Origin of the sequence: Epibacterium sp. MM17-32, assembly GCF_022348205.1 — a bacterium.
Taxonomy (GTDB): Bacteria; Pseudomonadota; Alphaproteobacteria; order Rhodobacterales; family Rhodobacteraceae; genus Epibacterium.
The window spans coordinates 278346-302682 of the sequence record NZ_JAKRFC010000002.1 but is presented as its reverse complement, the minus strand read 5'-3'; the positions used below and the strand labels follow the sequence as shown (position 1 = coordinate 302682).

The window sequence follows — 24337 nt, the reverse complement described above, 5'->3', positions numbered from 1 at the left end:
CCGGGGTGTGTAAAGCGTCACCCGGATCGTGCGACGTCTCCTCCCTTTCTCTCACTGGATAGCCCAACCGTGCACGTGCAGCAATGGTTTCGGCGCAGCGGAGCCGGGTTCGGCGCAAAAAGGACGTTCCGGGACTGGAGGGACCGGCACAGGGGCACAGCTGGCAAACGCGACCTTGCGTCCGTGCTATACCAAGACAGGACAGAGGTGATCGCCGCCCCGGGGCAGGGGAGGTTGCAGTCGTTAGGGCAGCGGATCAGGCGCGGGCGCGGGTCTCGCCCTTTTCGTGCCAGGGGGGCGTGATCGTTGGCGCACCGTAGAGGAACCCTTGCAAGCAATCGACACCAGCATCCACCAGGAAATCGGCATCCTCTTGCCGTTCCACGGATTCGGCGACGATGAACATGTCGAACTGCTTGGCGATCGCCACCAGAGCCCGGATCACCGCCTGATTGTCGTGATTGCCACTGACGCCGCGGACAAACTGCCCGTCGATCTTCACCGCGTCGAAGAAGAAATCGCGGAAATGTCCGATCGCGGTGGTGCCAGCGCCAAAATTATCCAGCGCAAAGGCGATGCCGTGCTGCTGCATCTGGTCCATGAAGTCGATCACCAGTTCCGGCGCCGCCATGGCGGAGGCTTCGGAAATCTCCAGCACCAGCCGTTCGCCGAGGAATTCGTCCCGTTCCAGGAACCGCTCCAGCACCTTGTTCCACTGGCTGTAGCCGATGGAGCGGGCGGACATGTTGATCGACAGGCGCACGTTGGGATTGCGTTGCAGCACCCGCAGGCCCTGTTCCAGCGCGAGGCAGTCGAGCTTGCGCCCCAACTCGCGCTCTTCGATCACGCTCATAAATTCGCGAGCGGGAATAATGCGACCAGTGGCATCCATGACCCGGATATAGCCCTCGTAAAAGGCGATCGTGTCCTGGGCCTGGCTTTGCACGATGGGCTGATAGGCCAGCAGGGTCTGGTCGTGCTTGACCGCCTCCGCCACCATATCGACCACGCTGCGATCCCGGGCGACGATGGCCGCCGAGAGTGGGTTTTCCGCCCCTTCCGGGATGTCGGTTTTCCAGAAATGCCGTTTCTTCACCTTCGCACGCCCCATCGGTCTGCGGTGACCGGCGCAGTGCCGCCACCGTCCGAGTTGTCCATTGAACTCTAACTTCTCTCAAAAGAGTTGCGTGGAGATTAAGAGGCGCATTTTAGTCAATACCCGGTCCGCAGCCGAAAGACGCTGCAAGACCGGGCGGTGCGACCGGTCCAGAACGTGCGTCAGGACCCGGCCACAAGGGCACCGATCACGGCCTTGGCGCTCTCGGAGCTCCAGTCGGCCTCGCCACGTAACCGTGCGATTTCATTGCCTTCCGGGTCCAGAATCACGGTGATCGGCAGGCCCAGAACGGTCATGTCGCGGGCCACGGCGCTCTTGGGGTCCTGGTGGCGCGGCAGGTTGGTGACGCCGATTTCGTCAAAGAACTTCTTGATCCCGGCCGGGTTGTTGCGTCCCGTCGCCAGCGTCAAAACTTCGAAATTCTCGCCACCGAACTCGTCTTGCAGGGCCGAGAGCATCGGCATTTCTTTGCGGCAGGGCGGGCACCACGTGGCCCAGAAGTTCAGCAGGACATATTTGCCCTCATAGTCCGACAGCTGCGCCTCACCCGCGCCATCGGCCAGCTCAAAACTGGCATTTGATGCCGGTTTTGCCTCGGTGTGAAAGACCAGTTTCTTCATGTCGCCCTCGCGCAGCGCTTCTACCGCGCTGAGATCGCCGCCGAAGGCGGCATTTGCACCGAGGGCAAGGGCCATATAAAGGGAAAGCTGACGAACTAGACGCATAGTATCTCCAGGGTTGGCCATGACAGACAAGACCTCGAACCAGATGTGGGGCGGCCGCTTTGCCGCCGGACCGGACGCGATCATGGAGGCCATCAATGCCTCGATCGGGTTCGACCAGCGCATGGCAGCGCAGGATATTGCCGGTTCACGGGCGCATGCTGCAATGCTCGCCGCCACCGGTGTGATTACGGATAATGATGCCGAGGCGATCCGTGAAGGGCTGCTCACCGTTTTGTCAGAGATCGAAAGCGGCCAGTTCCAGTTTTCCACCGCGCTCGAAGATATCCACATGAATGTCGAGGCGCGCCTGAAGGAGATCATCGGCGAACCGGCGGGCCGCCTGCACACCGGCCGGTCGCGCAACGATCAGGTCGCGACCGACTTCAAACTCTGGGTGCGCGATCAGTTCGATGCCGCAGAAAAAGGCCTTCTGGCGCTGATTGGCGCGCTGGTGGATCAGGCCGAGGCCGGCGCGGATTGGGTGATGCCGGGCTTTACCCACCTGCAAACCGCGCAGCCGGTCACGTGGGGGCATCACATGATGGCCTATGTGGAGATGTTTGGTCGCGATCTCAGCCGCGTCCGCGATGCCCGCAAACGGATGAACGAATCGCCCCTTGGCTCTGCCGCGCTGGCGGGGACGTCGTTCCCGATTGATCGCGAGATGACCGCCGAGGCCCTTGGTTTTGACCGCCCGACGGCGAACTCGCTTGATGCGGTCTCGGACCGTGATTTTGCGCTGGAGTTTCTGTCGGTGGCCTCCATCTGCGCCATGCATCTGTCGCGCTTTGCCGAAGAGCTGGTGATCTGGTCCTCGGCGCAGTTCCGCTTTGTGACGCTTTCGGATCGGTTCTCCACCGGCTCCTCGATCATGCCGCAAAAGAAAAACCCCGACGCCGCCGAGCTGATCCGCGCCAAGGTGGGCCGGATCTTTGGTGCCAATACGGCGCTGATGATGGTGATGAAGGGCCTGCCGCTGGCCTATTCCAAGGACATGCAGGAAGACAAGGAACAGGTCTTTGATGCCGCCGACAACTGGATGCTGGCGCTTGCGGCGATGGAAGGCATGGTGAAGGACATGACCGGCAACCGCGACAGCCTTGCGGCCGCGGCGGGGTCTGGCTTCTCCACCGCCACCGATCTGGCGGACTGGATGGTGCGGGTTCTCAAGGTGCCATTCCGCGATGCCCACCATGTGACCGGCGCTTTGGTCGCGATGGCCGAAGGGCGCGGCGTTGATCTGCCGGATCTGACCCTTGAGGACATGAAATCCGTGCACGCGGGCATCACCGAGGATATATTCTCGGTACTGGGTGTGGAAAATTCCGTGAATTCCCGCACATCCTATGGCGGCACCGCGCCCGCGCAGGTGCGCGCGCAGGTGGCGCGCTGGAAACAGATCCTGGGCTGAGCCCGACGCAAGGAGAACGACCATGACCCGTGTTCTGATGGTGCTAGGTGTGGCGGCGTTCCTCGGCGCTTGCGGCGTCGACGGCGAACCGGTGCGCCCGAGCCTGAACGCGGGTCTCGGAATCTCCAACAGCGGTATCCACCTCGGTGGTGCCCTTGGGGTCAGCAAGGGCCCCGTCACCGTCAGCGTCGGCCTGTGAGGGCGCGCCGCGTGATGTCTGGGCTTGCAATGCGATGCGCGCAGCGTGGGCCGGGGGCGCTTTGCCGTCGGGTCGGCCTGATCTGCATTACGCTGGGGCTGGCCGCCTGCGATGTCGGCGGCCCACCCCGGGCACCAGCCCCTACGCCGCCGACAGAGCCGGGCATTCATGTCTCCGGCGAGGCCCGCGTGGGCGTCGTCTGGAGCGATTGAGGCCGGTTCCGGTATCTCTGTGCCCTGAGCGTCCGACCTTTCTCCGGCCCCTGACAACGATCCCGAAACCGAGCCTGCCCAGATTACCACATGGTCTTGGCCGCACGCGGGGCCCAGGCGGCGTCATAGGCGGGGCCACCTTCCTCGCCGGCTGTTTGTTCGGCCAGGATGTCGCCCATCGATGGCAGATCCGCGCTTTCATCCCCGCAGCTCCAGATCCGGGCGCGCATCAGGGCGCGGGCGCATTGGCTGTAGATTTCACCGATGCGGATGACGATGACGCTGCGGGGCAGCTTGCCGTTCTTGTCGAACCGTTGCAGCATCTGCGGATCGGCGGTCACCCGGGCGGTGCCATTGACGCGCACCACGTTGTTTGATCCCGGCACCAGGAACATCAGCGATACCCGCCCGTCGCGCACGATATTGCGCAAGGAATCGATGCGGTTGTTGCCGTGCCAGTCCGGCAGCGCCAGCGTGCCTGGATCCAGTTCCTGCACCACCGGACCGTCATCGCCGCGGGGGCTGTCGTCGGTGCCCTCCGGCCCGACCGTGGCCAGCATGCACAGGCGCGAGGCCATGATCCATTTGCGATAGAGCGGCGTCATCTGCCGCGCCACTTTACGTAACGAAGGCGCTCCCGGTGTCCCGTAGAGCGCCTCCAGATCTTCAACCGTGTTGACGAAGTCCATCGTGTTCAAACCCCAATTCTGACATCAATGCATCTGATCGGCTCTCGATGCGGCGCTCCAGCTCGGCCATGAACAGGTCCCGCTGCTGTCCCGGCGGGATCGGGTCGAGGAACTCGACGACCCCGAGGCCGGGTTTGCGCAGGATGCCGGTGCGCGGCCACAACAGGCCCACGTTGGTGGCGACCGGAACGCAGGGCTGCTGCAACTCCGCATAGAGCACGCCGCTGCCCACCTTGTAGGACTTCTGCGCGCCCGGCGCGACGCGGGTGCCTTGCGGGTAGATCACCAGCTGCCCCGGTTCGGTGAACTCCTTGGCCACATCCTGCACCATCCGGGCGATCGCGGCCCCGCGGCGGCCCCGGTTGACGGGGATGCATCCCAGGCGCTTGGCATAGACGCCGATGATCGGGGTCCACATCAGCTCTCGCTTCATGATGAACTTGGCCTGCGGCAGCGCGTTGAAGATGACGAGAATATCAAGGAAACTCTGATGCTTGGCCGCGACGATGACCTCGCCGGTGGGCACCGTGCCACGCACCTCGGTGCGAATGCCGACCATCCAGCGCGCGCTCCACAGCGCCCAGCGGGCATAGGTCTTGCAGGCCTGCCGCGCGCCGTTCTTCGACAGTAGCGCATAAGGGGCAAAGACGATGCCCAGCAGCAGCATGGCGGCATAGATCTGGATCACGTAGATCAGCGAGCGAAGATATTGAAAGGCAAGGGTCACGCAAGTTCTCCGAGACGTTTGCGCGCCGCGCGGGTGGTGGCCGCAAAGGCCACGGTCGCCGCGACAGGCGGGATGAGGAGCGGCAACAGCCAGCGCCAGCTCTGGAAGCCAAGCCCGGTGAGAAAGCCCCCTTCCTCCGAGGCCGCCGGCATCAGCCAGACGCCGATCATGCCCAGCCCGACGCCGACAGCGGCCCCGGTCAGCGCCCGCAGGGTGAAACGGCGCACAAAGGCCTGCGCGATATAGCTGTCCTGCGCCCCCACCAGCCGCAGCACCTCGATCACCTGCGCGTTGGCAGCAAGGGCGGCATTGGCCGCCAGCGTAATCATCGCGGCCATGGCGCCGCCAATCAGCAGGATCGACACCACACCAAGACGACGCAGGGCGATCGCCGCCTCCACCAGCGGGCGCCGCCAGCGGGCATGGTCGTCGAGCACCGCACCGGGCACCTCCGCCTGCAACCGCAGCCGCAGCCCCTGGGCATCATAGCCGGGATCGTCCTCGGTCACCTCGATCAGCTGCGGCACCGGCAGCGTGTCCAGCGGGATCCCCGCACCGAACCAGGGCGCCAGCAGCGCCGCCTGTTCCTCTTGGGTCAGCGCCCGGGCCCTGGCCACGCCGGGGGTCTGACGCAGGATCTCCAGCGCCGCCTGGGTCTGGGCATCGCGCTGTTCGGCGGGCGCATTGATGCGCAGGGTCGCGGCGCGCGCCAGCTCATCCGACCAGCGCGTGGCCACCCGACCCGAGGCCAGCGACAGCGCCAGCGCAAAGACACAGAGAAACGCCATCGCGCCGGAGACGAACAGCGTCAGCTGCGCGGTAAAGCCGGAGGGCGGCACCACCCGGTCGGCCTGGGCGTCACCGATGATGAGCTTGCGCAGCGCGTTCATAGGTCTGCCCCCGCCGAGACGATCTGTCGGTTCGACAGCCGCAGCACCCGCGCCTGCACCTGGTTCTTGGCGGCACGGATCAGCGGCAGGTCATGGGTCGCCACCAGGATCGTCTTGCCCATGTGGTTCAACTCCACCAGCAGCCGCAGCAGGCGCTGAGACATTTCCCAGTCGACGTTGCCGGTGGGTTCGTCCGCGATGATCACATCGGGGCTGAGGATGACCGCACGGGCCAGGGCTGCGCGCTGGCGCTCGCCGCCCGACAGTTCCGGGGGCAGGGCGTCCATCCGCTCGGACAGGCCGACCCAGTTCATCAGTTCCTGCAGGTTCGCCTGTTCTTCCATCAGGCCGCGACCCGACACCGTCAGGGGCAGGGCGATGTTTTCCACCACCGGCAGGTGGTCGAGAAAGCGGCAGTCCTGATGCACCACGCCGACGCGACGGCGCAGATAGGCCATCTGGTCCCGGTCCAGCCCCTTCACGTCCATGTTGAAGGCGCGCACATGGCCCGAGGTCGGCGTCAGGGCCCCGTAGCACAGCTTGAGCAGCGTGGTCTTGCCCGCACCGGACGGGCCGGTCAGAAAGTGGAAGGAGCCGGGCGCCAGCTGCACGGAAAGGTTGCTGAACAGCTCTCCTCCGCCGTAGTTGTAGCCCACATCTTCGAGTTCGATCACGATTGCATCCCAGCCCGAGGTTTCTGCCAGCGCGCGGCCATTCCGCGTTGCGTCGCGGTGTTTTGCACGAGCAAGGCGGCAGTTTCAATGGTGCGCGCAACCGGCTGCGGCGCGCAATCTGGAGGCCCGGCGGGGATTGGCTCTTTCTTGCCTTTCAGGAAGTTACTATGATTAGAGGGAAATTCACCCTTTTCGGGGTCACAGGGCCCGCCAAGGAGACCGGATGAGACTGATTTGCCCCAATTGCGGCGCACAATATGAGGTGCCCGAGGACGTGATCCCGGACGACGGGCGCGATGTGCAATGCTCCAATTGCGGTGATACCTGGTTTCAACCCTCCGCCCGCATGCTGGCTGAAACCGCGGCACAGCCCGCGGCGTCGACGGCTATGGCGCCTGACGAACCGGCACCGGAACCCGAGCCAGCACCCGCGCCGGACCCGGAGCCGACACCGACGCCAGCGCCCGAACCGTCTCCAGAACCCGAACCGTCTCCAGAACCCGGCCCGACGCCGCCCTCCGACCCGGCTCCCGCTGATCCCGCATCGGATCCCGCACCGCAGGAAATCCCCGAGCCTCCCGCCGAGGAGGTCTGGCCGCCTGCGCCCGAGCCCGAGGTCCCCGCCGCCGCGGCCGATGCCACCTGGCAGGAGGACCCGGAAGCGCCCGAGAAGGCTGCGGCTCAGGACGAGGAGGACGACACCGACGATGAGGCGGCGACTGCGCCGCCGCGCCCTGTGGATGCACCGCCCAAGCGTCGTCTGGATCCCGAAGTGTCCCGCGTGCTGCGCGAGGAAGCCCTGCGCGAAAGCGCCCTCCGATCCGGGCAGGACGGGTTGGAAACCCAGGCCGAACTGGGCCTCGCCGATCCTGCCGAGGATGAGGCCAGCCGCCGTGCGCGACAGGCGCAGGACCGTGTGGCGCGGATGCGGGGCGAGCCCCCCGCGCCCGACCCGGCACCAGCAGAGCCGGCGGCGCGCCCCCGGGAGGATGCCGGGGCGTCCGAACGCGCGATGCCGGAGACCACCTCCCGCCGCGACCTGCTGCCGGACATCGAAGAGATCAACAGCGGCTTTGCCAGCGGCAGCGGCTCTGCGACGCCGCCCCCGGAACAGGATCTGCCGCGTGCCCGGCAACGCAGCGGCTTTTCACGCGGCTTTGTGCTGATGATCCTGCTGATGGTGGCGGCGATTCTGGTCTACGCCAATGCCCCCGCCATTGCCGAGCGCCTGCCGCAGGCCGATCCTTACATCAGCGCCTATGTGGCCTGGGTCGACCAGCTGCGTCTGTGGCTTGATGCCAAGGCCAGCGCGCTGGCGGCGGACTGAGCCAACACCGTTATTCGACACTGACAGCACAACGCCGCGTTCGCCAAAGGCCGAACGCGGCGTTTGTGTTTCTGTCCCGCTGCGGGGCCGTGAGGGTCAGAATTTGTCCAGCAGACGTTGCAGGTAATTGCGTTCGCTTTCGCTGCGCTCCCGCTCGCCGGCACGGCGGCGGATTTCCTCCAGCAGATCCCAGGCGCGGCGATAGGCCTGGCCGTCGCTGATGCTGTCGCGGCTGAACATGTCGCCGCCCTGGCCGCTGCGGTCGCGGCCCAGAGGATCGAGCGCGTTGCCCTGGCGGTTGCCGAGGCCCTGCTGGTTGCCCGGCTGCTGGCCCTGCTGTTGCTGTTCCGCCATCGCCTCGCCCAGGGCGCGCATGCCTTCGCGCAGCGCTTCCATCGCTTCGGACTGGCGGTCGATGGCTTCGGCATAGTCGCCACCGCGCAGGGCCTCTTCGGCGCCCTCCATGGCGCGCCCGGCCTGATCGAGGGAGTCGCGCGCCGCGTCGCCCTCGGGACCGCCCAGAGGCAGACCGTCGCGCTGGCGTTGCAACTCGTTGCGCAGGGCCTGTTGCCGCTGCGCCAGATCTTCGGGGCTGCCGGGGGCGGCGCCGGGGGCGGAACTGCCGCCCTGACCCTGACCGCCCTCGCTCTGGTCGCGCTCACCGGGGGACTGGCCGTCACTGCCGCCCTGCCCCCCCTGGCCGCCCTCGTGGGACTGGCCGCGCCCAAGCCCGCCATTGCGCCCTTCGTTGCCCTGGCTTTCCCCCCGGCGCGCATCGGGATTGAACTGTTCCTGCAAGTCGCGGAAAGCCTGATCGGACAGGCCCTGCTGATCGCGCAGGGTTTCGGCGAGCCCTTCCATCGCCTCCTGGCCCGGGCTGCCGCCTTCACCACCTTCGCCTTGCGTGACGCGCATGTTCTCCATCATCTGCTGGAACTCGCGCAGGGCCTGTTCGGCCTCGGCCATGCGGCCCTGTTCCATCAGCTCCTGAATGCGGTCCATCATCGCCTGCAGGTCGGACTGGCTCAGCTGCATGCTGTTCTGCTGCCCCTCCTCGCCGCCGTCCTGCGAGTCGCCCTGTTCCTGCGCCTGCCGCGACAGCTGGCGCATGTAATCCTCGGTCGCCTCGCGCAGTTCCTGCATCAGGCGGGCGATTTCCTCGTCGCTGGCCCCGTCCCGCATTGCCTGGCTCAGCCGTTCCTGAGCCTGGCGCATACGCTCCAGCGCATCGCCGACATCGCCCTCTTCCAGCTGCAAGGCCAGATCCCACAGCGCGGTGGCGATCTCCTCCTGCTGTGCCACGCTGATCGGGCCCTGCGCGCCAAAGCTTTCGAGCCGCTTCAGGATCGTGCGCAGTTGCAGGTAGTTGCCCATATCGGGAAACACATCCTCCGGGCGGTGGCTGAGGGTGCGCAGGATCTGCGCCACCCTTGGGCCATTTGCCCGCGCCCACAACAGATCGCGGCGCTGTTCGATCAGGGCTGCCGCCATCGGGTCAAAGAACCGGCGCGCGGTCAGCGGCGCAGAGAGGGTCGCGGCGCTGCTCTGCTGACCCGGCGCATCCTCTGAGCGAAAACTGTAGACCACCGGCAGGTTGGCCCAGGGATGGGCGGAGAAATCCTCGACCAGCGCCTCGCTGAACATGCGGCGGTCGCCGGTCAGGGACAGGGGCAGCGGCACGGTGATCGGGTCGCGCGCATCCGGTGGCGTCGCCAGCCCATGCGTGCGCGGCAATGCAGTGTCGTCCAGCGTGATGGTCACCTGACCGCCAATCACGCCATAATCATCGGCGGCGTCGAACGGCAGCGTCATGGTCCCGTCCGCGGCCAGATCCGGCGTCCCGGTGATGGCCACATCCGGCGGCGCGTCGGCGATCACCGAGACCTGCCAGCTGTCGCCGCCCGGCCCGTCGATCGTCAGATCGCCGCTGCGGGTGACGGCAAAGCTCTGTTCCGGATCGGTCGCCGAGGGCAGCTCTCCGGTGCGCCCGGAGACGGTCTCGGCCAGGGCCAGATCGCCGACCTCGCCGTAAAAGCGCAGGGTGATCTGGCTGTTTTCGGGAATGCGCAGCTCCGTCCCGGTCATGTCGCCCAGATAGAGCGTCGGCAGGCCGGTATAGCGCGGCGGTTCGATCCAGCCTTCCCAGGTGGGGCCCGACAGGCCCGCGGTGCCCGTGCCCGGCAACAGCTCGGCCACGCTGCCGGCGCGCCAGGCGGTGCCGAACAGGATTCCGGTGACCAGCACCAGCAGCGCCACATAGCGCAGCGCATAAGGGTCACGGTCATGCAGCCGCAGGTTCGGCGCCGGGGCTTCGGCGCGGGCGGCGCGGGCGGCCATGCGGTCCTGATGCGCCTGCCACAGGGCAATCGAGGCCGGGTCGGTCGCCCCGGAGGCCTGGGTATCCAGAAGCGCGGCAATGGGGCGGCCCGGCAGGGTCTGGTCGAGGCGGATCAGCGCATCCTCGTAACGGGGCCAGCGAAAGCGCAAGCCCCCCCAGACCAACGCGGCCGCACTGCCCAAGAGGGTGATGACGACCAGCGCCCAGACCGCTTCGACCGCCAGCCAGTCAAAGCCGCCCAGCAATACGATGCCGGTGGCCAGGAACAGGATCGTGACCAAGGGCCAGAACGCCCGCCACAGGCGTTCCGCAACAAGGCCAAGCCGGGTCATCACGATCGCCCGGCGCAGCGGTGCCAGCGCCGGTGGGCGGGGGGACGATCCGACCTCGTCGGACGGGTCAGGGGTGTGCTGCTCGGTCATGCCGCTGTGCCTCCGCGCGGGTCCCGACAGGGGAGAGACCACCTGTCGCCGGGCTGCAGACCCGCCACCGCCGGTCTCGCCCGGACGGGATCAAGTCCCGGACCGGCGCAGGGCGGAGCGTGTTACAGCCACTCCGGGATGGTATCGCGATTTATCATCTCGTCAAAGGTCGGGCGGTGCCGGATGACCGCAAATTGATCGCCATGCACCAGAACCTCGGGGATCAGCGGGCGCGAGTTGTACTCGCTCGACATCACCGCGCCGTAAGCGCCCGCACTGCGGAAGGCGACCAGATCGCCCGCCCCCAGCGGCGGCATCTGGCGCTGCTTGGCAAAGGTGTCACCGCTTTCGCAGACCGGTCCGACGATATCGTAAGGCTTGGGTTCCAGTCCCGGCGTAGGCTCCACCACCGGAATGATATCGTGATAGGCCTCATACATGGCGGGGCGGATGAGGTCGTTCATCGCGCCATCCAGAATCAGGAAATCGCGCCCTTCGCCCTCTTTGACGTAGATCACCTTGGAGACCATGATGCCTGCGTTGCCCGCCACCAGACGGCCCGGCTCGATCTCGATCTCGCAGCCCAGATGGCCGAGTTCTTCCTTGATCATCTGGCCGTATTCCACAGGCAGCGGCGGTGCCTCGTTGGAGCGGGTGTAAGGGATGCCCAACCCGCCGCCCAGATCGAGGCGGCGAATATCGTGACCATCGTCGCGCAGGGTCTGCGTCAGCTCCGCAACCTTTTGATACGCAAGGCGGAACGGGTCGAGATCCGTGAGCTGAGAGCCGATGTGAACGTCGATCCCGATGACCTCAAGCCCCGGGAGGCTGGCGGCATGGGCATAGACCTCGCGGGCGCGCGCGATCGGGATGCCGAATTTGTTCTCGGATTTGCCGGTGGCGATCTTGGCGTGGGTTCTGGCATCCACATCCGGGTTCACCCGCACGGTGATCGGCGCGGTGGTGCCGAGTTCCAGCGCGACGGCGTTGATGACGTCCATTTCCGGTTCGGACTCGACGTTGAATTGCCGAATGCCGCCGCTCAGCGCGCATCGGATCTCCGCTGCGGTCTTGCCAACGCCGGAAAAGACGATCTTGTCGCCCGGCACGCCTGCGGCCTTGGCGCGGCGATATTCGCCCTCGCTGACCACATCCATGCCCGCACCCGCCGCGGCCAGCGTTTTCAGGATCGCCTGATTGGAGGCGGCCTTCATCGCGTAGCACACCAGATGGTCGGTGCCTTCCAGTGCCTCGTCAAACAGGCGGAAGTGGCGCAGGAGCGTCGCGGTCGAATAGACGTAGAACGGCGTGCCCACCGTAGCGGCAATCTCGGCTACGGGGACGTCTTCGGCGTGCAATGCGCCATCGCGGTAGAGAAAATGATCCATGGCTCGCGTTTAGGGCAAAACCGGCCCCTTGGGCAAATGATTCCGATCATGCCGGGGCCGCTGATCCGGATGGTTTTGGCATCGCGGGGGATGACCTGGCGCCAGCCCGCGCAGGCGGGGGAATGACGCCGCGACCAATTGCCGGTCCCACCGCGCTCCCGTAGCGCCGGTCGGGCGCCTCCGGGGTCAGCTCATCAGCAGTTCGCCGACCAGGATCTGCGGACGGATATTGGTGAAATTGGCCACATCGTCGATGATGACACCGCCTTTTTCACCCATGGCGGTATCGAGCGCCTCCATATCCGGAAAGGTGATCGTGGCAATCAGCAGGTAGGGCGGCGGTACATCCGGGCCGCCCGCCAGCCCGCGCGCCGCCTCGACCGTCTCGATCAGATCGCCCCAGTGCTCCTCGATCAGGGGCAGGTGGGTCTCGACGTAGTAGTCATAGTCGAACTGCGCCTCGTCGGACGCGGGATAGAGCACTTGCAGGCTGACGGTCATGGTTGCGTTCCTTTGCAGACGGAAACGGCCCGCCGATGTGGCGGGCCGATGATTTATGCGGCGGGATTGCTCCGCCGGGCCCGGTTGGGCTTAACTGTGGATCGCGCCGTCGCCGCAGGCAAGGGCGGCTTCGCGCACGGCCTCGGAATAGGTCGGGTGCGCGTGGCAGGTCAGGGCCAGATCCTCGGCAGAGGCGCCAAATTCCATCGCCACGCAGATCTCGTGGATCAGATCGCCGGCGCCGGGGCCGATGATGGCCGCGCCGAGGATGCGGTCGGTTTCCTTGTCGGCGATCAGTTTGACAAAACCACCCTCGGCCTGATGCACGGCCTTGGCGCGCGCATTGCCCATGAACATGAACTTGCCGGTCTTGATCTTGCGACCTTCGGCCTTGAGCGCGTCCTCGGTGGCACCGACGGTCGCAACCTCCGGCGTGGTGTAGACCACACCGGGAATGACGCCGTAGTTCACATGTCCGTGTTTGCCCGCGATCACCTCGGCGACGGCCATGCCCTCGTCCTCGGCCTTATGCGCGAGCATCGGACCCTCGATGACGTCGCCGATGGCGTAGATGCCTTTGACATTGGTGGCCCATTGCGCGTCGGTGGCGATCTGGCCGCGCTCGGTCATCTTGACGCCAAGCGCGCCAAGGCCAAGGCCCTCGGCATAGGGTTTACGCCCCGTGGCGACCAGCACCACATCGGCCTCGATAACCTCGGCGTCGCCGCCTTTTTTCGGCTCATAAGAGACTTTGGCCTTGGATTTGGTGGTTTCCACGCCCTTGACGGCGGCCCCCATGATGAAGGTGAGGCCCTGTTTTTCAAGGATGCGCTTAAAGCCGCGCTGGACGTCCTTGTCCATGCCGGGGCAGACCGCGTCCATATATTCGACCACGGTGACCTCTGCGCCGAGACGCGCATAAACCGAGCCCAGCTCGAGGCCAATGACGCCCGCGCCGATCACGACCATTTTCTTTGGCACCTTGGGTAGTTCCAGCGCGCCGGTGCTGTCCACCACGATCCCCTTGTCGTTGTCGACCTCGACACCCGGCAGGGCAGAGGGCACGGAGCCGGAGGCAATCACGATGTTTTTGGCCTCATGAGTGTCGTCGCCCACTTTGACCTTGCCCGCCTCGGGGATCGAGGCCCAGCCCTTGAGCCAGTCGATCTTGTTCTTCTTCATGAGGAACTCGACACCGCCGGTGTTCTGGCCGATGACCTCATCCTTGTAGGATTTCATCTGGTTCCAGTCGACCGAGGGGCTTTTGCCCTTGAGACCCATAGCGCCGAAGTTGTGCTCCGCCTCATGCAGCATATGGGTCGCGTGCAACAGCGCCTTGGAGGGGATGCAGCCCACGTTGAGGCAGGTGCCGCCGAGGGTGTCGCGGCCTTCGACGATGGCGGTCTTCAGGCCCAGCTGGGCGCAGCGGATGGCGCTGACATAGCCGCCGGGGCCGGCGCCGATGATGATGACGTCATAGGATGCCATGGGTCATGTGCTCCTTTGGAGTTGAGCGGGGAGGGGGCGCTGCCCCCGGCCCATGCGGGCCTCCCCCGAGGTATTGGTGAAAAGATGAAGATGCGCCCGATAATGTCCAGAGCGAATATGTTCGATCTGAAGGATCATCAGAGCGCCTCCGTGATGGTGATCGGAGTTCCGTTTGGCACAAGCGACCAGATCTCGCGCATCTCGGCGTTGGTCACCGCGATGCAGCCGTCGGTCCAGTCCCGCATCAGGTGCAATGCACCCAAGGCCCCCCAGCCATTGGGCAGGCCGTGGATCATGATGTTGCCGCCGGGATCGCGCGCCGCGGCTTTGGCTGCGGCCTGATCTGCGGCATTGGGGTAGGAGATATGCAGGCTCAGATGCGCGATGGAGTTTGGATTGCGCCAGTCGATTTTATAGCGGCCTTCGGGGGTGCGCTCGTCGCCCTCGGATTGTTTGTGGCCTTCGGGTGCAGCCCCAAGCGAGATGTCGTAGCTGCGGATGGTTTCGCCGTCGCGCAGCAGATGCAGCGCGCGGGTGGATTTGACCACGAGGATCTCATCCGCCAATTGGTTGACTTCGGCCATTGGCGGCGGTGTGCCGGACCCCGTGCGCGCCATCACCTTGGTATAGGCGAAAATGGACACGCCGAGCCCCAGCCCAAGTAGGCCCAGGCGCAGGATATGCCTAGTGATGCTCATATCAGGGCGGCCACCAGCATCGCCGCGGTCGCGAGATAGCCCACGGCCCAGATCAGGCTGCGCCACGGCACCCAGCCAAAGGCATAGGCCGGGATATAAAGCACCCGCGCGCCGAGGTAAGAAAAGGCGCAGACGGTGGTGAACAGAGAGGATTGCCCCGCGAGCGTGACCACGACGCAGGCGATCGAAAAGAGGATCAGCCCCTCAAAGTGGTTGTTCATCGCCCTGAAGAGCCGCGCGGTGCGTTTGGAGACCTGATCTTGCAGGTCCCCGCCCATGCGGTCCCGGTCACGGGGCCCCATGGTCTGGCCCGACTTCAGCTCAAGGTTCGCGGGCACCGCCATCAAGGCGATCTGAAAAACCTGAAGCAGGGCAGCAAGGGTGAGGGCGGTGAGTTCGGGGGTCATTTTGCGCTCTCATACTCTGTCATCAGGTGTTGGATCTGGGCGATCTCCTCGGGGGTGAAATCGCCCGCTGTACCGCCCACCATAAATTCCTGAAGCACGTACCACTCCGCGTCATTTACAAGTTTGCCGCGTTTTACGGCCTTGTTCATCGTTTTGCGTATGAGGCCAGACTCCGAAAAGAAATCAAACCCGATATCCGCGCGAAACCGGGCGAGGAAAGCGGTGATGTCCTGCACAACCTCCTGCTCGCCGGATTTCATAAACGCATGAAATTCATTGGCAGTGTGGGCGTACCAGCTTTGGACCTCTTTTAGAATTTGCTTGCGATCGCTTTTGCGAGACTGCTGATCGTAAATATCTAGAAAGAAACTCCCGGGCACCACAACGGAGTTGAGATCCAGCGTTTCTCCCGCTGGGAGCGTGGCTTCCAGCTGAGCAATGCGCCACGTGCGAAAGTAATCTAGGCCCTCGGCTAATCGGACCAAGGTCTCGCGTAGATCGGCAGCAGGGAGATTTTGCGTCATGGGAGACAGGGGATCAGGTTTAAACGGAGGGAAGGGGCGGGCTGAAACGTTTGTCGAAATAAATCGAGATGAATAGACATATGGCTGATAATCCGAAAGGAATTGCCCACATAAGATCATCCAGCATCCAGTCGCGCCACTCATATAGAATGAAATCGTGAACGCCCGCTATTGCGAACATGCTCGCCATCGTTGCCACAACGGCCTTGGACACTCTGAAGAGTGCAAACATCACTAGGACGGTCAGCGCACCCAATCCAGTGTCAGTGAGCGCGTACCACAGTAGATCAGGAGCGCGCCACAGATGGTAGACACTTCGAACAGACGGATAGGCTTGCTGAACAAAGACGCCGAAAAGGAGAATTTGCGCAACTCTCAGTGAGAGTCGCGCAACATTCCACCGTTTGCCGTTTGCATCCAACAAATCACAGATCCATCAACAACCGACGGGGATCTTCCAGCGCTTCCTTGACGCGCACGAGGAAGGTCACAGCGCCTTTGCCGTCGACGATACGGTGGTCATAGGACAGCGCCAGATACATCATCGGGCGGATTTCCACCTTGCCGTTGATCGCCATCGGGCGGTCCTGGATCTTGTGCATGCCCAGGATACCGGACTGCGGCGGGTTCAGGATCGGCGAGGACATCAGCGAGCCATAGACACCACCGTTGGAGATGGTGAAGGTGCCGCCCTGCATTTCCGCCATCGACAGCTTGCCGTCACGGGCGCGCGCGCCTTTCTCGGCAATCGCTTTTTCGATGTCGGCAAAGGACATCGCATCGGCGTCGCGGATGACCGGAACCACCAGACCCGTGGGCGTGCCAGCGGCGATGCCCATGTGGACGAAGTTCTTGTAGACGATGTCGGTGCCGTCGATCTCGGCGTTGACCTCGGGCACTTCTTTCAGCGCATGGCAGCAGGCCTTGGTGAAGAAGGACATAAAGCCCAGTTTCACGCCGTGTTTCTTCAGGAACAGGTCTTTGTATTCGTTGCGCAGCGCCATCACCTCGGTCATGTCGACCTCGTTGTAGGTGGTGAGCATGGCAGCGGTGTTCTGGCTGTCCTTCAGACGCTTGGCGATGGTCTGGCGCAGACGGGTCATTTTTACGCGTTCTTCGCGCGAGGCATCATCGGCAGACACCGGCGCGCGCGGGGCCGCAGGGGCCGCAGCAGGGGCGGGCGCGGATTTTGCGGCGGCGATTGCGGCAGAGACGTCTTCTTTCATGATGCGTCCGTCGCGGCCTGTGCCTTTGACATCCGATGCGGAGAGACCGGCCTCGGCCATCGCCTTTTCCGCCGATGGCGCATTGGCGACGTCCTTGGACGCGGCGGCAGGCGCGTCAGTGGCCGCGGGCGCTGCAGCCGGGGCCGCCGCCACCGCTGCACCGTCGCCGGAGAGGACGCCCAGTTTGGCAGATGCATCGACGGTGGTGCCTTCCGGCGCGGTGATCTCTGCCAGAACGCCGGCGGCAGGTGCGGGCACCTCGACGGAAACCTTGTCGGTTTCCAGCTCGCAGAGCATCTCGTCCTGCGCGACGCTGTCGCCGACTTTCTTGAACCAGGTGGAGACGGTCGCCTCGGAGACACTTTCGCCCAGGGTCGGCACCATCACATCGACGGATCCCGCGCCTGCGGCCGGGGCCTGGCCTGCGCTGTCGTCGGCTTTCGGCTCCGGGGTTTCCGGGCCCGCTTCGCCAGCCTCGGCGATATTGGCCAGCAGCGCATCGACGCCGACGGTCTCGCCTTCCTTGGCGACGATCTCGGCCAGGGTGCCTGCGGCGGGCGCCGGCACCTCGACGGTCACCTTGTCAGTCTCCAGCTCGCAGAGCATCTCGTCCTGCGCCACGCTGTCACCCGGTTTCTTGAACCAGGTGGCGACGGTGGCTTCGGTCACGGATTCGCCCAGGGTGGGCACGCGCACTTCGGTGGTCATGATCTCAATCTTCCTCAGATGCTCAGCGCTTCGTCAACGAGCGCCGCTTGTTGGGCTTTGTGTTCGCTGGCCAGGCCGGTTGCAGGCGAGGCCGAGGTGGCGCGTCCGACGTAAACCGGACGGGTGTGTTTTGCTTTGATGCGGGTGAGAACCCATTCGATATTGGGCTCGATAAAGGTCCAGGCGCCCTGGTTCTTGGGCTCTTCCTGACACCAGACCATCTCCGCATCCTTGAACCGCTCCAGCTCCTTCACCAGGCTGATCGCCGGGAAGGGGTAATACTGCTCGATCCGCATGATGTAGACATCGTCGATGCCCCGGGCGTCGCGCTCTTCCAGCAGATCGAAGTAGACCTTGCCGGAGCACAGCACCACGCGCTTGATCTTCTTGTCTTCGACCAGCTTGGTCTCCGACGCGCCGGTTTCCGCGTCATCCCACAGAACCCGGTGGAACGACGATCCGGTGGTGAACTCATGCGCCTTGCTGACCGCAAGCTTATGACGCAGCAGCGATTTCGGCGTCATCAGGATCAGCGGCTTGCGGAAGGTCCGGTGCAGCTGGCGGCGCAGGATGTGGAAGTAGTTCGCCGGCGTCGTGCAGTTCGCCACGATCCAGTTGTCCTGACCGCACATCTGCAGGAACCGCTCCAGACGCGCGGAGGAGTGCTCCGGCCCCTGGCCTTCGAACCCGTGCGGCAGCAGGCAGACAAGGCCCGACATCCTGAGCCATTTCGATTCACCCGAGGACACGAACTGGTCGAACATGATCTGCGCGCCATTGGCAAAATCGCCGAACTGCGCTTCCCAGAGCGTCAGCGCGTTGGGCTCCGCCAGCGAGTAGCCATATTCAAACCCCAGAACCGCATATTCCGACAGCGCCGAGTCGATGACCTCGTAAGAGGCCTGACCCTTGCGGATGTTGTTGAGCGGGTAATAGCGCTCTTCGGTGTCCTGATTGACGATGCCCGAATGCCGCTGCGAGAAGGTGCCGCGGGTGGAGTCCTGCCCCGCCAGGCGCACCGGATAACCCTCGGTGAGCAGCGAGCCAAAGGCCAGCGCCTCGCCGGTGGCCCAGTCAAAGCCCTCGCCGCTGTCGAACATCTTTTTGCGCGCATCGAGGAAACGCCCGATGGTCTTATGCACCGGATAGCCCTCGGGCAGGGTGGTCAGACCCTTGCCGACCTCGTCAAGCGTCTCGGGCTTGATGGCGGTCTCGCCGCGCTGGTAATCCTCGTCCTTGCTGTCGAGGTGCGACCAGCGCCCGTCCAGCCAGTCGGCCTTGTTGGGCTTGAAGTTCTTGCCGGCCTCGAACTCCTCGTTCAGATGCGCCTGAAACGCCGCCTTCATGTCCTCGATCTCGCCCTCGGGGATCAGGCCGTCCTTGACCAGACGTTCCGTATAGAGGCTCAGGGTGGTCTTGTGGCCCTTGATCTTCTTGTACATCAGCGGGTTGGTGAACATCGGCTCATCGCCTTCGTTGTGACCAAACCGGCGGTAGCAGAAGATGTCGATCACCACGTCCTTGTGGAACTTCTGGCGGAACTCGGTTGCGACCTTGGCTGCATGCACCACGGCCTCCGGGTCGTCACCGTTGACGTGGAAGATCGGCGCCTCAACCACCAGCGCGTTGTCGGTGGGGTAGGGCGAGGAACGCGAGAAATGCGGCGCCGTGGTGAAGCCGATCTGGTTGTTCACAACGATATGCATGGTGCCGCCGGTGCGGTGGCCGCGCAGACCGGAGAGCGCAAAACACTCCGCCACAACGCCCTGACCCGCAAAGGCCGCATCGCCGTGCAGCAGGATCGGCAGCACCGCGGTGCGATCCGCGCGGTCATTCAGCTGGTCCTGCTTGGCGCGGACCTTGCCCAGCACCACCGGGTTCACCGCCTCCAGGTGCGAGGGGTTCGCGGTCAGCGACAGGTGGACCTTGTTGCCGTCAAACTCGCGGTCCGAGGACGCGCCGAGGTGATATTTCACATCGCCCGAGCCATCCACGTCTTCGGGCTTGAACGACCCGCCCTGGAATTCGTTGAAGATCGCGCGATAGGGCTTTTGCATCACATTGGCCAGAACCGACAGGCGGCCCCGGTGCGGCATGCCGATGACGATATCCTTGACGCCCAGGTTGCCGCCGCGCTTGATGATCTGCTCCATTGCCGGAATCAGGCTCTCGCCGCCGTCGAGACCAAACCGCTTGGTGCCCATGTATTTGACGTGCAGGAATTTCTCGAACCCCTCGGCCTCGACCATCTTGTTGAGGATCGCCTTGCGGCCCTCGCGGGTGAAGCGGATTTCCTTGTCGTAGCCCTCGATACGCTCTTTCAGCCATGCCGATTGCTCCGGGTCGGAGATATGCATGTACTGCAGCGCAAAGGTGCCGCAATAGGTCCGCTTCACGATGTCGACGATCTGGCGCATCGGTGCGACCTGAAGCCCGAGCACATTGTCGATGAAGATCGGCCGATCCATGTCGGAATCGTTGAAACCGTAGGTCTTGGGGTCCAGCTCCGGGTGGGGCGTGTTGGCGCGCATGCCCAGCGGGTCGAGGTCCGCGGCCAGATGGCCCCGGATCCGGTAGGCCCGGATCAGCATGATGGCGCGGATCGAGTCGAGCACCGCGCGTTTGATGGCGTCATCGGACACCGCAACGCCATGCTCCTTGGCCTTATCCGCGATCTTCTTGCCGGCGGCCTTGGCCTCGGCCGGGGCGGGCCACTCGCCGGTCAGCGCGCCGGTCAGGTCATCGTCGGGGGCCGGCGGCCAGTCGCTGCGTGCCCAGCTCGGCCCGGCGGCCTCTTTCTTGATGTCCATGTCGCCGTCGCCCATGGCGCGGAAGAACTCTGCCCAGGCGGCGTCCACCGCACCCGGATCATTGGCGTATTGGGCATAGAGCTGCTCCAGATACTCCGCATTGTGCCCCTGCATGAAAGAGGACGCATGAAAGATGTCGTTGGGGCTTTGGTCGGTCATTGTTATGCCTCATATGGGTTTGGACCGTAAGCAATCAGCCTGTTGTCCGGGGCTGAAAGCCCGAAAGGGCGTAAATTCCGTATCAGGGGGCTGGCGGATCTTGTGGCGAAGGCGGCCAGAGCGCCGCATCAGCAACAGGGTCCGTGGCTCTGCGCAGGACAGGCAGAACCGGGGCGGGCGCAAAACGCCCACCCCGCAGATCATCAGATGATCTCTCGCTATATGTCGGATGCGGTTGCATCAGCCGTTTGCGATCGCTTTCTGAACCGCTTCGCCCAGGGTGGCCGGGCTGTCGGCAACCACGATGCCTGCGGATTTCATCGCTTCGATCTTGTCCTCGGCGCCGCCCTTGCCGCCGGCAACGATCGCGCCCGCGTGGCCCATGCGGCGGCCCGGAGGGGCGGTGCGACCTGCGATGAAGCCTGCGATCGGCTTCCAGCGGCCCTTCTTCTTCTGCTCGGCGATGAATTCCGCCGCTTCTTCCTCGGCAGAGCCACCGATCTCACCGATCATGATGATCGACTGGGTTTCCGGATCGTCGAGGAACATGTCCAGCACGTCGATATGCTCTGTGCCCTTGATCGGGTCGCCGCCGATACCCACAGCCGAAGACTGGCCCAGACCGATATCAGAGGTCTGCTTCACGGCCTCATAGGTCAGGGTGCCGGACCGGGACACAACACCAACCGAGCCACGCTTGTGGATGTGGCCGGGCATAATGCCGATCTTGCAGGCGTCGGGGGTGATCACGCCGGGGCAGTTGGGGCCGATCAGGCGCGATTTGGAGCCTTCGAGCGCGCGCTGCACCTTCATCATGTCCAGAACCGGGATGCCCTCGGTGATGCAGACGATCAGTTCCATCTCGGCGTCGATCGCCTCCATGATGGAATCGGCGGCAAACGGCGGCGGCACGTAGATCACCGAAGCGTTGGCCTCGGTCACGTGCTTGGCTTCATGCACGGAGTTGAACACCGGCAGGTCGAGGTGGGTCTGACCGCCCTTGCCGGGGGTCACGCCGCCGACCATCTTGGTGCCATAAGCGATGGCCTGTTCGGTGTGGAAGGTGCCCTGAGAGCCGGTGAGACCCTGACAGATGACTTTGGTGTTTTCGTCGATGAGGACTGCCATGATGTCCTTTCCTTTCGATTATGCGGTTTGTGCCTCGGCGGCACGTGCCGCGCTGTCGTCGGTGAGCGCCCGATCCGCATAGGTGACCCGCACAAGCCGTGCGCGTCCCGAGATCAGGCGAAGGAGATGCAGGGGCAGAGCGCGCAGCTCGGCCATGCCCCGCAGGCGTTTTTGTTTGCGGTAGAGCGCACCCTCGGGCTTGCGTTGCGCATGGCCCAGAAAGGTGCCCTCGTCAGGAGGGGTGTTGCCCTGTGTGACCAGGGCAGGGGTGATCTGATATGGGGTCAGGCTCCGCGCGGGCCCGGACACCATCGGGTTGAACAGAAGCGAGTCCACGGTCTGATCGAACGGCGCCTGTGCCAGCAGCACCTCGGCCCCGCGCCGGGTCAGCATATAGCCCGCCGCGCCGGGATAGCGCGACAACATCGGCGCCACGTCGCGGCCCAGATGTGCGTGCGTTTCTGATCCCAGCAGCACTTTCATGGTATTGCTGCGCCAGAACTCCAGACTGAGCAGATCGCAGCCCTGCGGCCACCAGCTCAGATCCGCGGTCCATTGGCGCAACTCCGACGAGATGAAGACGTCATCCTCAAAAATGAGGGCAACATCCGCATCCGACGCCAGAAACTGCTCCCAAACCTTGGCGTGGCTCAGGGTGCAGGCCATGTTGCCATGGGCAAACACCCCCCAGGGGCCAAAGCTCTTGCACTGCTGCAACAGCTCCGCCTCCGAGGCTTCAGCCAGATCCACGGCCTCGACAAACTCCGCCTCTATACCCGCATCCGCCAGCGTCGCACGCATCTGCGCATGACGCCCTTTGGCACGGGTCAGAGAGATGATATAAGTCGAAAGCTTCATCGGGTTCAGTATCTCTGCTCAGATCACACTATGGCTGCCGGCCCACGACCATGAAATCTGCGGGCGGGTGAGGCCTGACAGATCACTTTAGTGTTATGGTCGACGGGGACTGCCATCTTGGAAGTTTCCTACAAAGAATTGACTGCACTGGCTGCATGCCAACAAGTGAAGAAAAAGGCGGCGAGGGTGGCAAAGCGAAGCATCCAGACTTGAACCATCAGCATGTGCGGATGTTGTTTGATACGCTCCCAGTCACCCCAACCGTATTTGTCAGCAATATCTCGTTGTCCCTCCAGCAAGGTGCCTTCACCGTGTGTTTTCCTCATGGCTTCTGCTCCAAGCAGAATAAGCACCATGAATATGAACACGGCAAAGCCGACGCTTGCTATGGCAACGTGATTGACCAACTTAGCCCTTCACCGCTTTCACGATCTTCTCGGCCCCGTCGGACAGGTCATCCGCGGCAATCACGTTCAGGCCAGAGGTCGCGATGATCTCTTTGCCCTTCTCGACGTTGGTGCCTTCGAGACGCACAACCAGCGGCACCTCAAGACCGACTTCCTTCACGGCCGCGATCACGCCTTCTGCGATCACGTCGCAGCGCATGATGCCGCCAAAGATGTTCACAAGGATGCCTTTGACGTTCTTGTCGGAGGTGATGATCTTGAACGCTTCGGTCACTTTCTCCTTGGTGGCGCCGCCGCCCACATCGAGGAAGTTCGCAGGCTCCGCGCCATACAGCTTGATGATGTCCATGGTGGCCATCGCCAGGCCTGCGCCGTTCACCATGCAGCCGATCTCGCCATCGAGCGCGATGTAGTTCAGGTCGTATTTCGACGCTTCCAGCTCCTTGGGGTCTTCCTCGGTGGTGTCGCGCAGTTCGGCGATGTCGGCGTGGCGATAGATCGCGTTGCCGTCAAACCCGACCTTGGCGTCCAGCACCTTGAGGTCGCCGCTGTCGGTCACGATCAGCGGATTGATCTCCAGCATCTCCATGTCTTTGTCGATGAAGGCCTGGTAGAGCTGACCCATCAGTTTCACGCACTGCTTCACCTGCGCGCCTTCAAGGCCGAGGGAGAAGGCGATGCGACGGCCGTGGTAGGGCTGGTAGCCGGTGGCCGGATCGACGGAGAAGGACAGGATCTTTTCCGGGGTCTCTGCGGCGACCTCTTCGATGTCCATGCCGCCCTCGGTGGAGCATACAAACGACACGCGCGAGGTCACGCGGTCCACCAGCAGCGCCAGATAGAGCTCGGTCTGGATGCCGGAGCCGGCTTCGATGTAGATCCGGTTGACCTGCTTGCCCGCCGGGCCGGTCTGATGGGTCACAAGGGTGCGGCCCAGCATCTTCTTGGCTTCTTCTGCGGCTTCTTCCACCGATTTGGTCAGGCGCACGCCGCCTTTTTCGCCCGCATCGGCCTCCTTGAAGGAGCCCTTGCCGCGGCCACCCGCGTGGATCTGGGCCTTCACCACCCAGAGCGGCCCGTCCAGCTCACCGGCTGCGGTCTTGGCTTCGTCGGCTTTCTTTACCACGCGCCCGTCGGAAACCGGAGCGCCGTAGCTGCGGAGGAGGGCCTTGGCCTGATATTCGTGGATGTTCATGAGAAACTGTCCCGTCTGGCTGCAATTGTCCCTTGCTAGTACGCCGTCTTCAAACAGGAGGTTAAAGGGTTTTCTGCCCGGTGAGCGCTAAATGATGAAGTTTTTTCGG

Annotated in this window: 23 protein-coding genes; 3 read left to right on the top strand and 20 right to left on the bottom strand. The window is 64.0% G+C overall.

The window, feature by feature from the left end:
- Positions 1-256: 256 nt before the first annotated feature.
- Both MHM88_RS04410 and MHM88_RS04405 read right to left on the bottom strand, forming a co-directional pair.
- A complete protein-coding gene (locus MHM88_RS04410; RefSeq protein WP_239318739.1) occupies positions 257-1096 on the bottom strand; it encodes an EAL domain-containing protein in 840 nt (279 codons plus the stop codon).
- A 182-nt stretch (positions 1097-1278) separates the two neighbouring features.
- The gene (locus tag MHM88_RS04405) at positions 1279-1842 is read right to left on the bottom strand and encodes a TlpA disulfide reductase family protein (RefSeq protein WP_239360454.1); all 564 of its coding nucleotides are present in this window, start codon (positions 1840-1842) and stop codon (positions 1279-1281) included.
- Between the two features lie 19 nt (positions 1843-1861).
- Here MHM88_RS04405 and argH point away from each other — a divergent pair, with 19 nt between their 5' ends.
- A complete protein-coding gene (gene argH, locus MHM88_RS04400) occupies positions 1862-3253 on the top strand; it encodes an argininosuccinate lyase (RefSeq protein WP_239360452.1) in 1392 nt (463 codons plus the stop codon).
- A gap of 22 nt (positions 3254-3275) precedes the next feature.
- Positions 3276-3452 carry a hypothetical protein gene (locus MHM88_RS04395; protein ID WP_239360450.1) on the top strand — a complete coding sequence of 59 codons (177 nt, stop codon included), beginning with the start codon at positions 3276-3278 and terminating at the stop codon, positions 3450-3452.
- A 295-nt stretch (positions 3453-3747) separates the two neighbouring features.
- On the opposite strand, the gene MHM88_RS04390 is transcribed toward MHM88_RS04395, so the two are convergent.
- From MHM88_RS04390 to MHM88_RS04375, 4 genes are read right to left on the bottom strand one after another with little or no spacing between them, the layout of a single operon-like run.
- On the bottom strand, positions 3748-4353 hold the full coding sequence (locus tag MHM88_RS04390; RefSeq protein ID WP_239360448.1) for a pyridoxamine 5'-phosphate oxidase family protein: 606 nt from the start codon (positions 4351-4353) through the stop codon (positions 3748-3750).
- Positions 4331-5080, bottom strand: a complete 750-nt coding sequence (locus MHM88_RS04385) for a lysophospholipid acyltransferase family protein (RefSeq protein WP_239360446.1) — start codon at positions 5078-5080, stop codon at positions 4331-4333. Before MHM88_RS04385 ends, MHM88_RS04390 begins: the two co-directional genes overlap by 23 nt.
- A complete protein-coding gene (locus MHM88_RS04380; protein WP_239360444.1) occupies positions 5077-5970 on the bottom strand; it encodes an ABC transporter permease in 894 nt (297 codons plus the stop codon). Before MHM88_RS04380 ends, MHM88_RS04385 begins: the two co-directional genes overlap by 4 nt.
- The gene (locus MHM88_RS04375) at positions 5967-6644 is read right to left on the bottom strand and encodes an ATP-binding cassette domain-containing protein (RefSeq protein WP_239318748.1); all 678 of its coding nucleotides are present in this window, start codon (positions 6642-6644) and stop codon (positions 5967-5969) included. The genes MHM88_RS04380 and MHM88_RS04375 overlap by 4 nt, the downstream gene beginning before the upstream one ends.
- Positions 6645-6867: 223 nt before the next feature.
- Between MHM88_RS04375 and MHM88_RS04370 the strand changes: the two genes are divergently transcribed.
- Positions 6868-7971 (top strand): zinc-ribbon domain-containing protein, encoded by a 1104-nt coding sequence (locus MHM88_RS04370; protein ID WP_239360442.1) that lies wholly within the window; start codon positions 6868-6870, stop codon positions 7969-7971.
- Between the two features lie 96 nt (positions 7972-8067).
- Here MHM88_RS04370 and MHM88_RS04365 read toward each other — a convergent pair whose 3' ends face one another.
- The 14 genes from MHM88_RS04365 to sucC form a co-directional block, all read right to left on the bottom strand.
- Positions 8068-10731 carry a TIGR02302 family protein gene (locus MHM88_RS04365; RefSeq protein ID WP_239360440.1) on the bottom strand — a complete coding sequence of 888 codons (2664 nt, stop codon included), beginning with the start codon at positions 10729-10731 and terminating at the stop codon, positions 8068-8070.
- Positions 10732-10853: 122 nt separating this feature from the next.
- Entirely contained in the window at positions 10854-12119 is a 1266-nt protein-coding gene (gene lysA, locus MHM88_RS04360; RefSeq protein ID WP_239360437.1) for a diaminopimelate decarboxylase, read from the bottom strand.
- Positions 12120-12305: 186 nt separating this feature from the next.
- Positions 12306-12620, bottom strand: coding sequence for an EthD family reductase (locus tag MHM88_RS04355; RefSeq protein WP_239360435.1), 315 nt, complete (start codon positions 12618-12620; stop codon positions 12306-12308).
- Between the two features lie 90 nt (positions 12621-12710).
- The gene (gene lpdA / locus MHM88_RS04350; protein WP_239360433.1) at positions 12711-14108 is read right to left on the bottom strand and encodes a dihydrolipoyl dehydrogenase; all 1398 of its coding nucleotides are present in this window, start codon (positions 14106-14108) and stop codon (positions 12711-12713) included.
- Between the two features lie 137 nt (positions 14109-14245).
- On the bottom strand, positions 14246-14806 hold the full coding sequence (locus MHM88_RS04345; protein WP_239360422.1) for a murein L,D-transpeptidase family protein: 561 nt from the start codon (positions 14804-14806) through the stop codon (positions 14246-14248).
- Entirely contained in the window at positions 14803-15213 is a 411-nt protein-coding gene (locus tag MHM88_RS04340; protein ID WP_239360403.1) for an MAPEG family protein, read from the bottom strand. Before MHM88_RS04340 ends, MHM88_RS04345 begins: the two co-directional genes overlap by 4 nt.
- The gene (locus MHM88_RS04335; RefSeq protein WP_239360387.1) at positions 15210-15737 is read right to left on the bottom strand and encodes a hypothetical protein; all 528 of its coding nucleotides are present in this window, start codon (positions 15735-15737) and stop codon (positions 15210-15212) included. The genes MHM88_RS04340 and MHM88_RS04335 overlap by 4 nt, the downstream gene beginning before the upstream one ends.
- A 19-nt stretch (positions 15738-15756) precedes the next feature.
- Entirely contained in the window at positions 15757-16161 is a 405-nt protein-coding gene (locus MHM88_RS04330) for a hypothetical protein (RefSeq protein ID WP_239360385.1), read from the bottom strand.
- Position 16162: 1 nt separating this feature from the next.
- Complete coding sequence (gene odhB / locus MHM88_RS04325; protein WP_239360383.1) at positions 16163-17671, bottom strand: 2-oxoglutarate dehydrogenase complex dihydrolipoyllysine-residue succinyltransferase; 1509 nt, start codon at positions 17669-17671, stop codon at positions 16163-16165.
- Between the two features lie 14 nt (positions 17672-17685).
- Positions 17686-20640, bottom strand: a complete 2955-nt coding sequence (locus tag MHM88_RS04320) for a 2-oxoglutarate dehydrogenase E1 component (protein ID WP_239360381.1) — start codon at positions 20638-20640, stop codon at positions 17686-17688.
- A gap of 240 nt (positions 20641-20880) precedes the next feature.
- The gene (gene sucD / locus MHM88_RS04315; protein WP_239318759.1) at positions 20881-21768 is read right to left on the bottom strand and encodes a succinate--CoA ligase subunit alpha; all 888 of its coding nucleotides are present in this window, start codon (positions 21766-21768) and stop codon (positions 20881-20883) included.
- Positions 21769-21786: 18 nt separating this feature from the next.
- Positions 21787-22626, bottom strand: a complete 840-nt coding sequence (locus MHM88_RS04310) for a glycosyltransferase family 25 protein (RefSeq protein ID WP_239360379.1) — start codon at positions 22624-22626, stop codon at positions 21787-21789.
- Between the two features lie 128 nt (positions 22627-22754).
- Complete coding sequence (locus MHM88_RS04305; protein ID WP_239360377.1) at positions 22755-23033, bottom strand: hypothetical protein; 279 nt, start codon at positions 23031-23033, stop codon at positions 22755-22757.
- A gap of 1 nt (position 23034) precedes the next feature.
- Positions 23035-24228: an ADP-forming succinate--CoA ligase subunit beta gene (gene sucC, locus MHM88_RS04300; RefSeq protein ID WP_239318761.1), complete on the bottom strand. Its 1194-nt coding sequence runs from the start codon at positions 24226-24228 to the stop codon at positions 23035-23037.
- Positions 24229-24337: the final 109 nt, after the last annotated feature.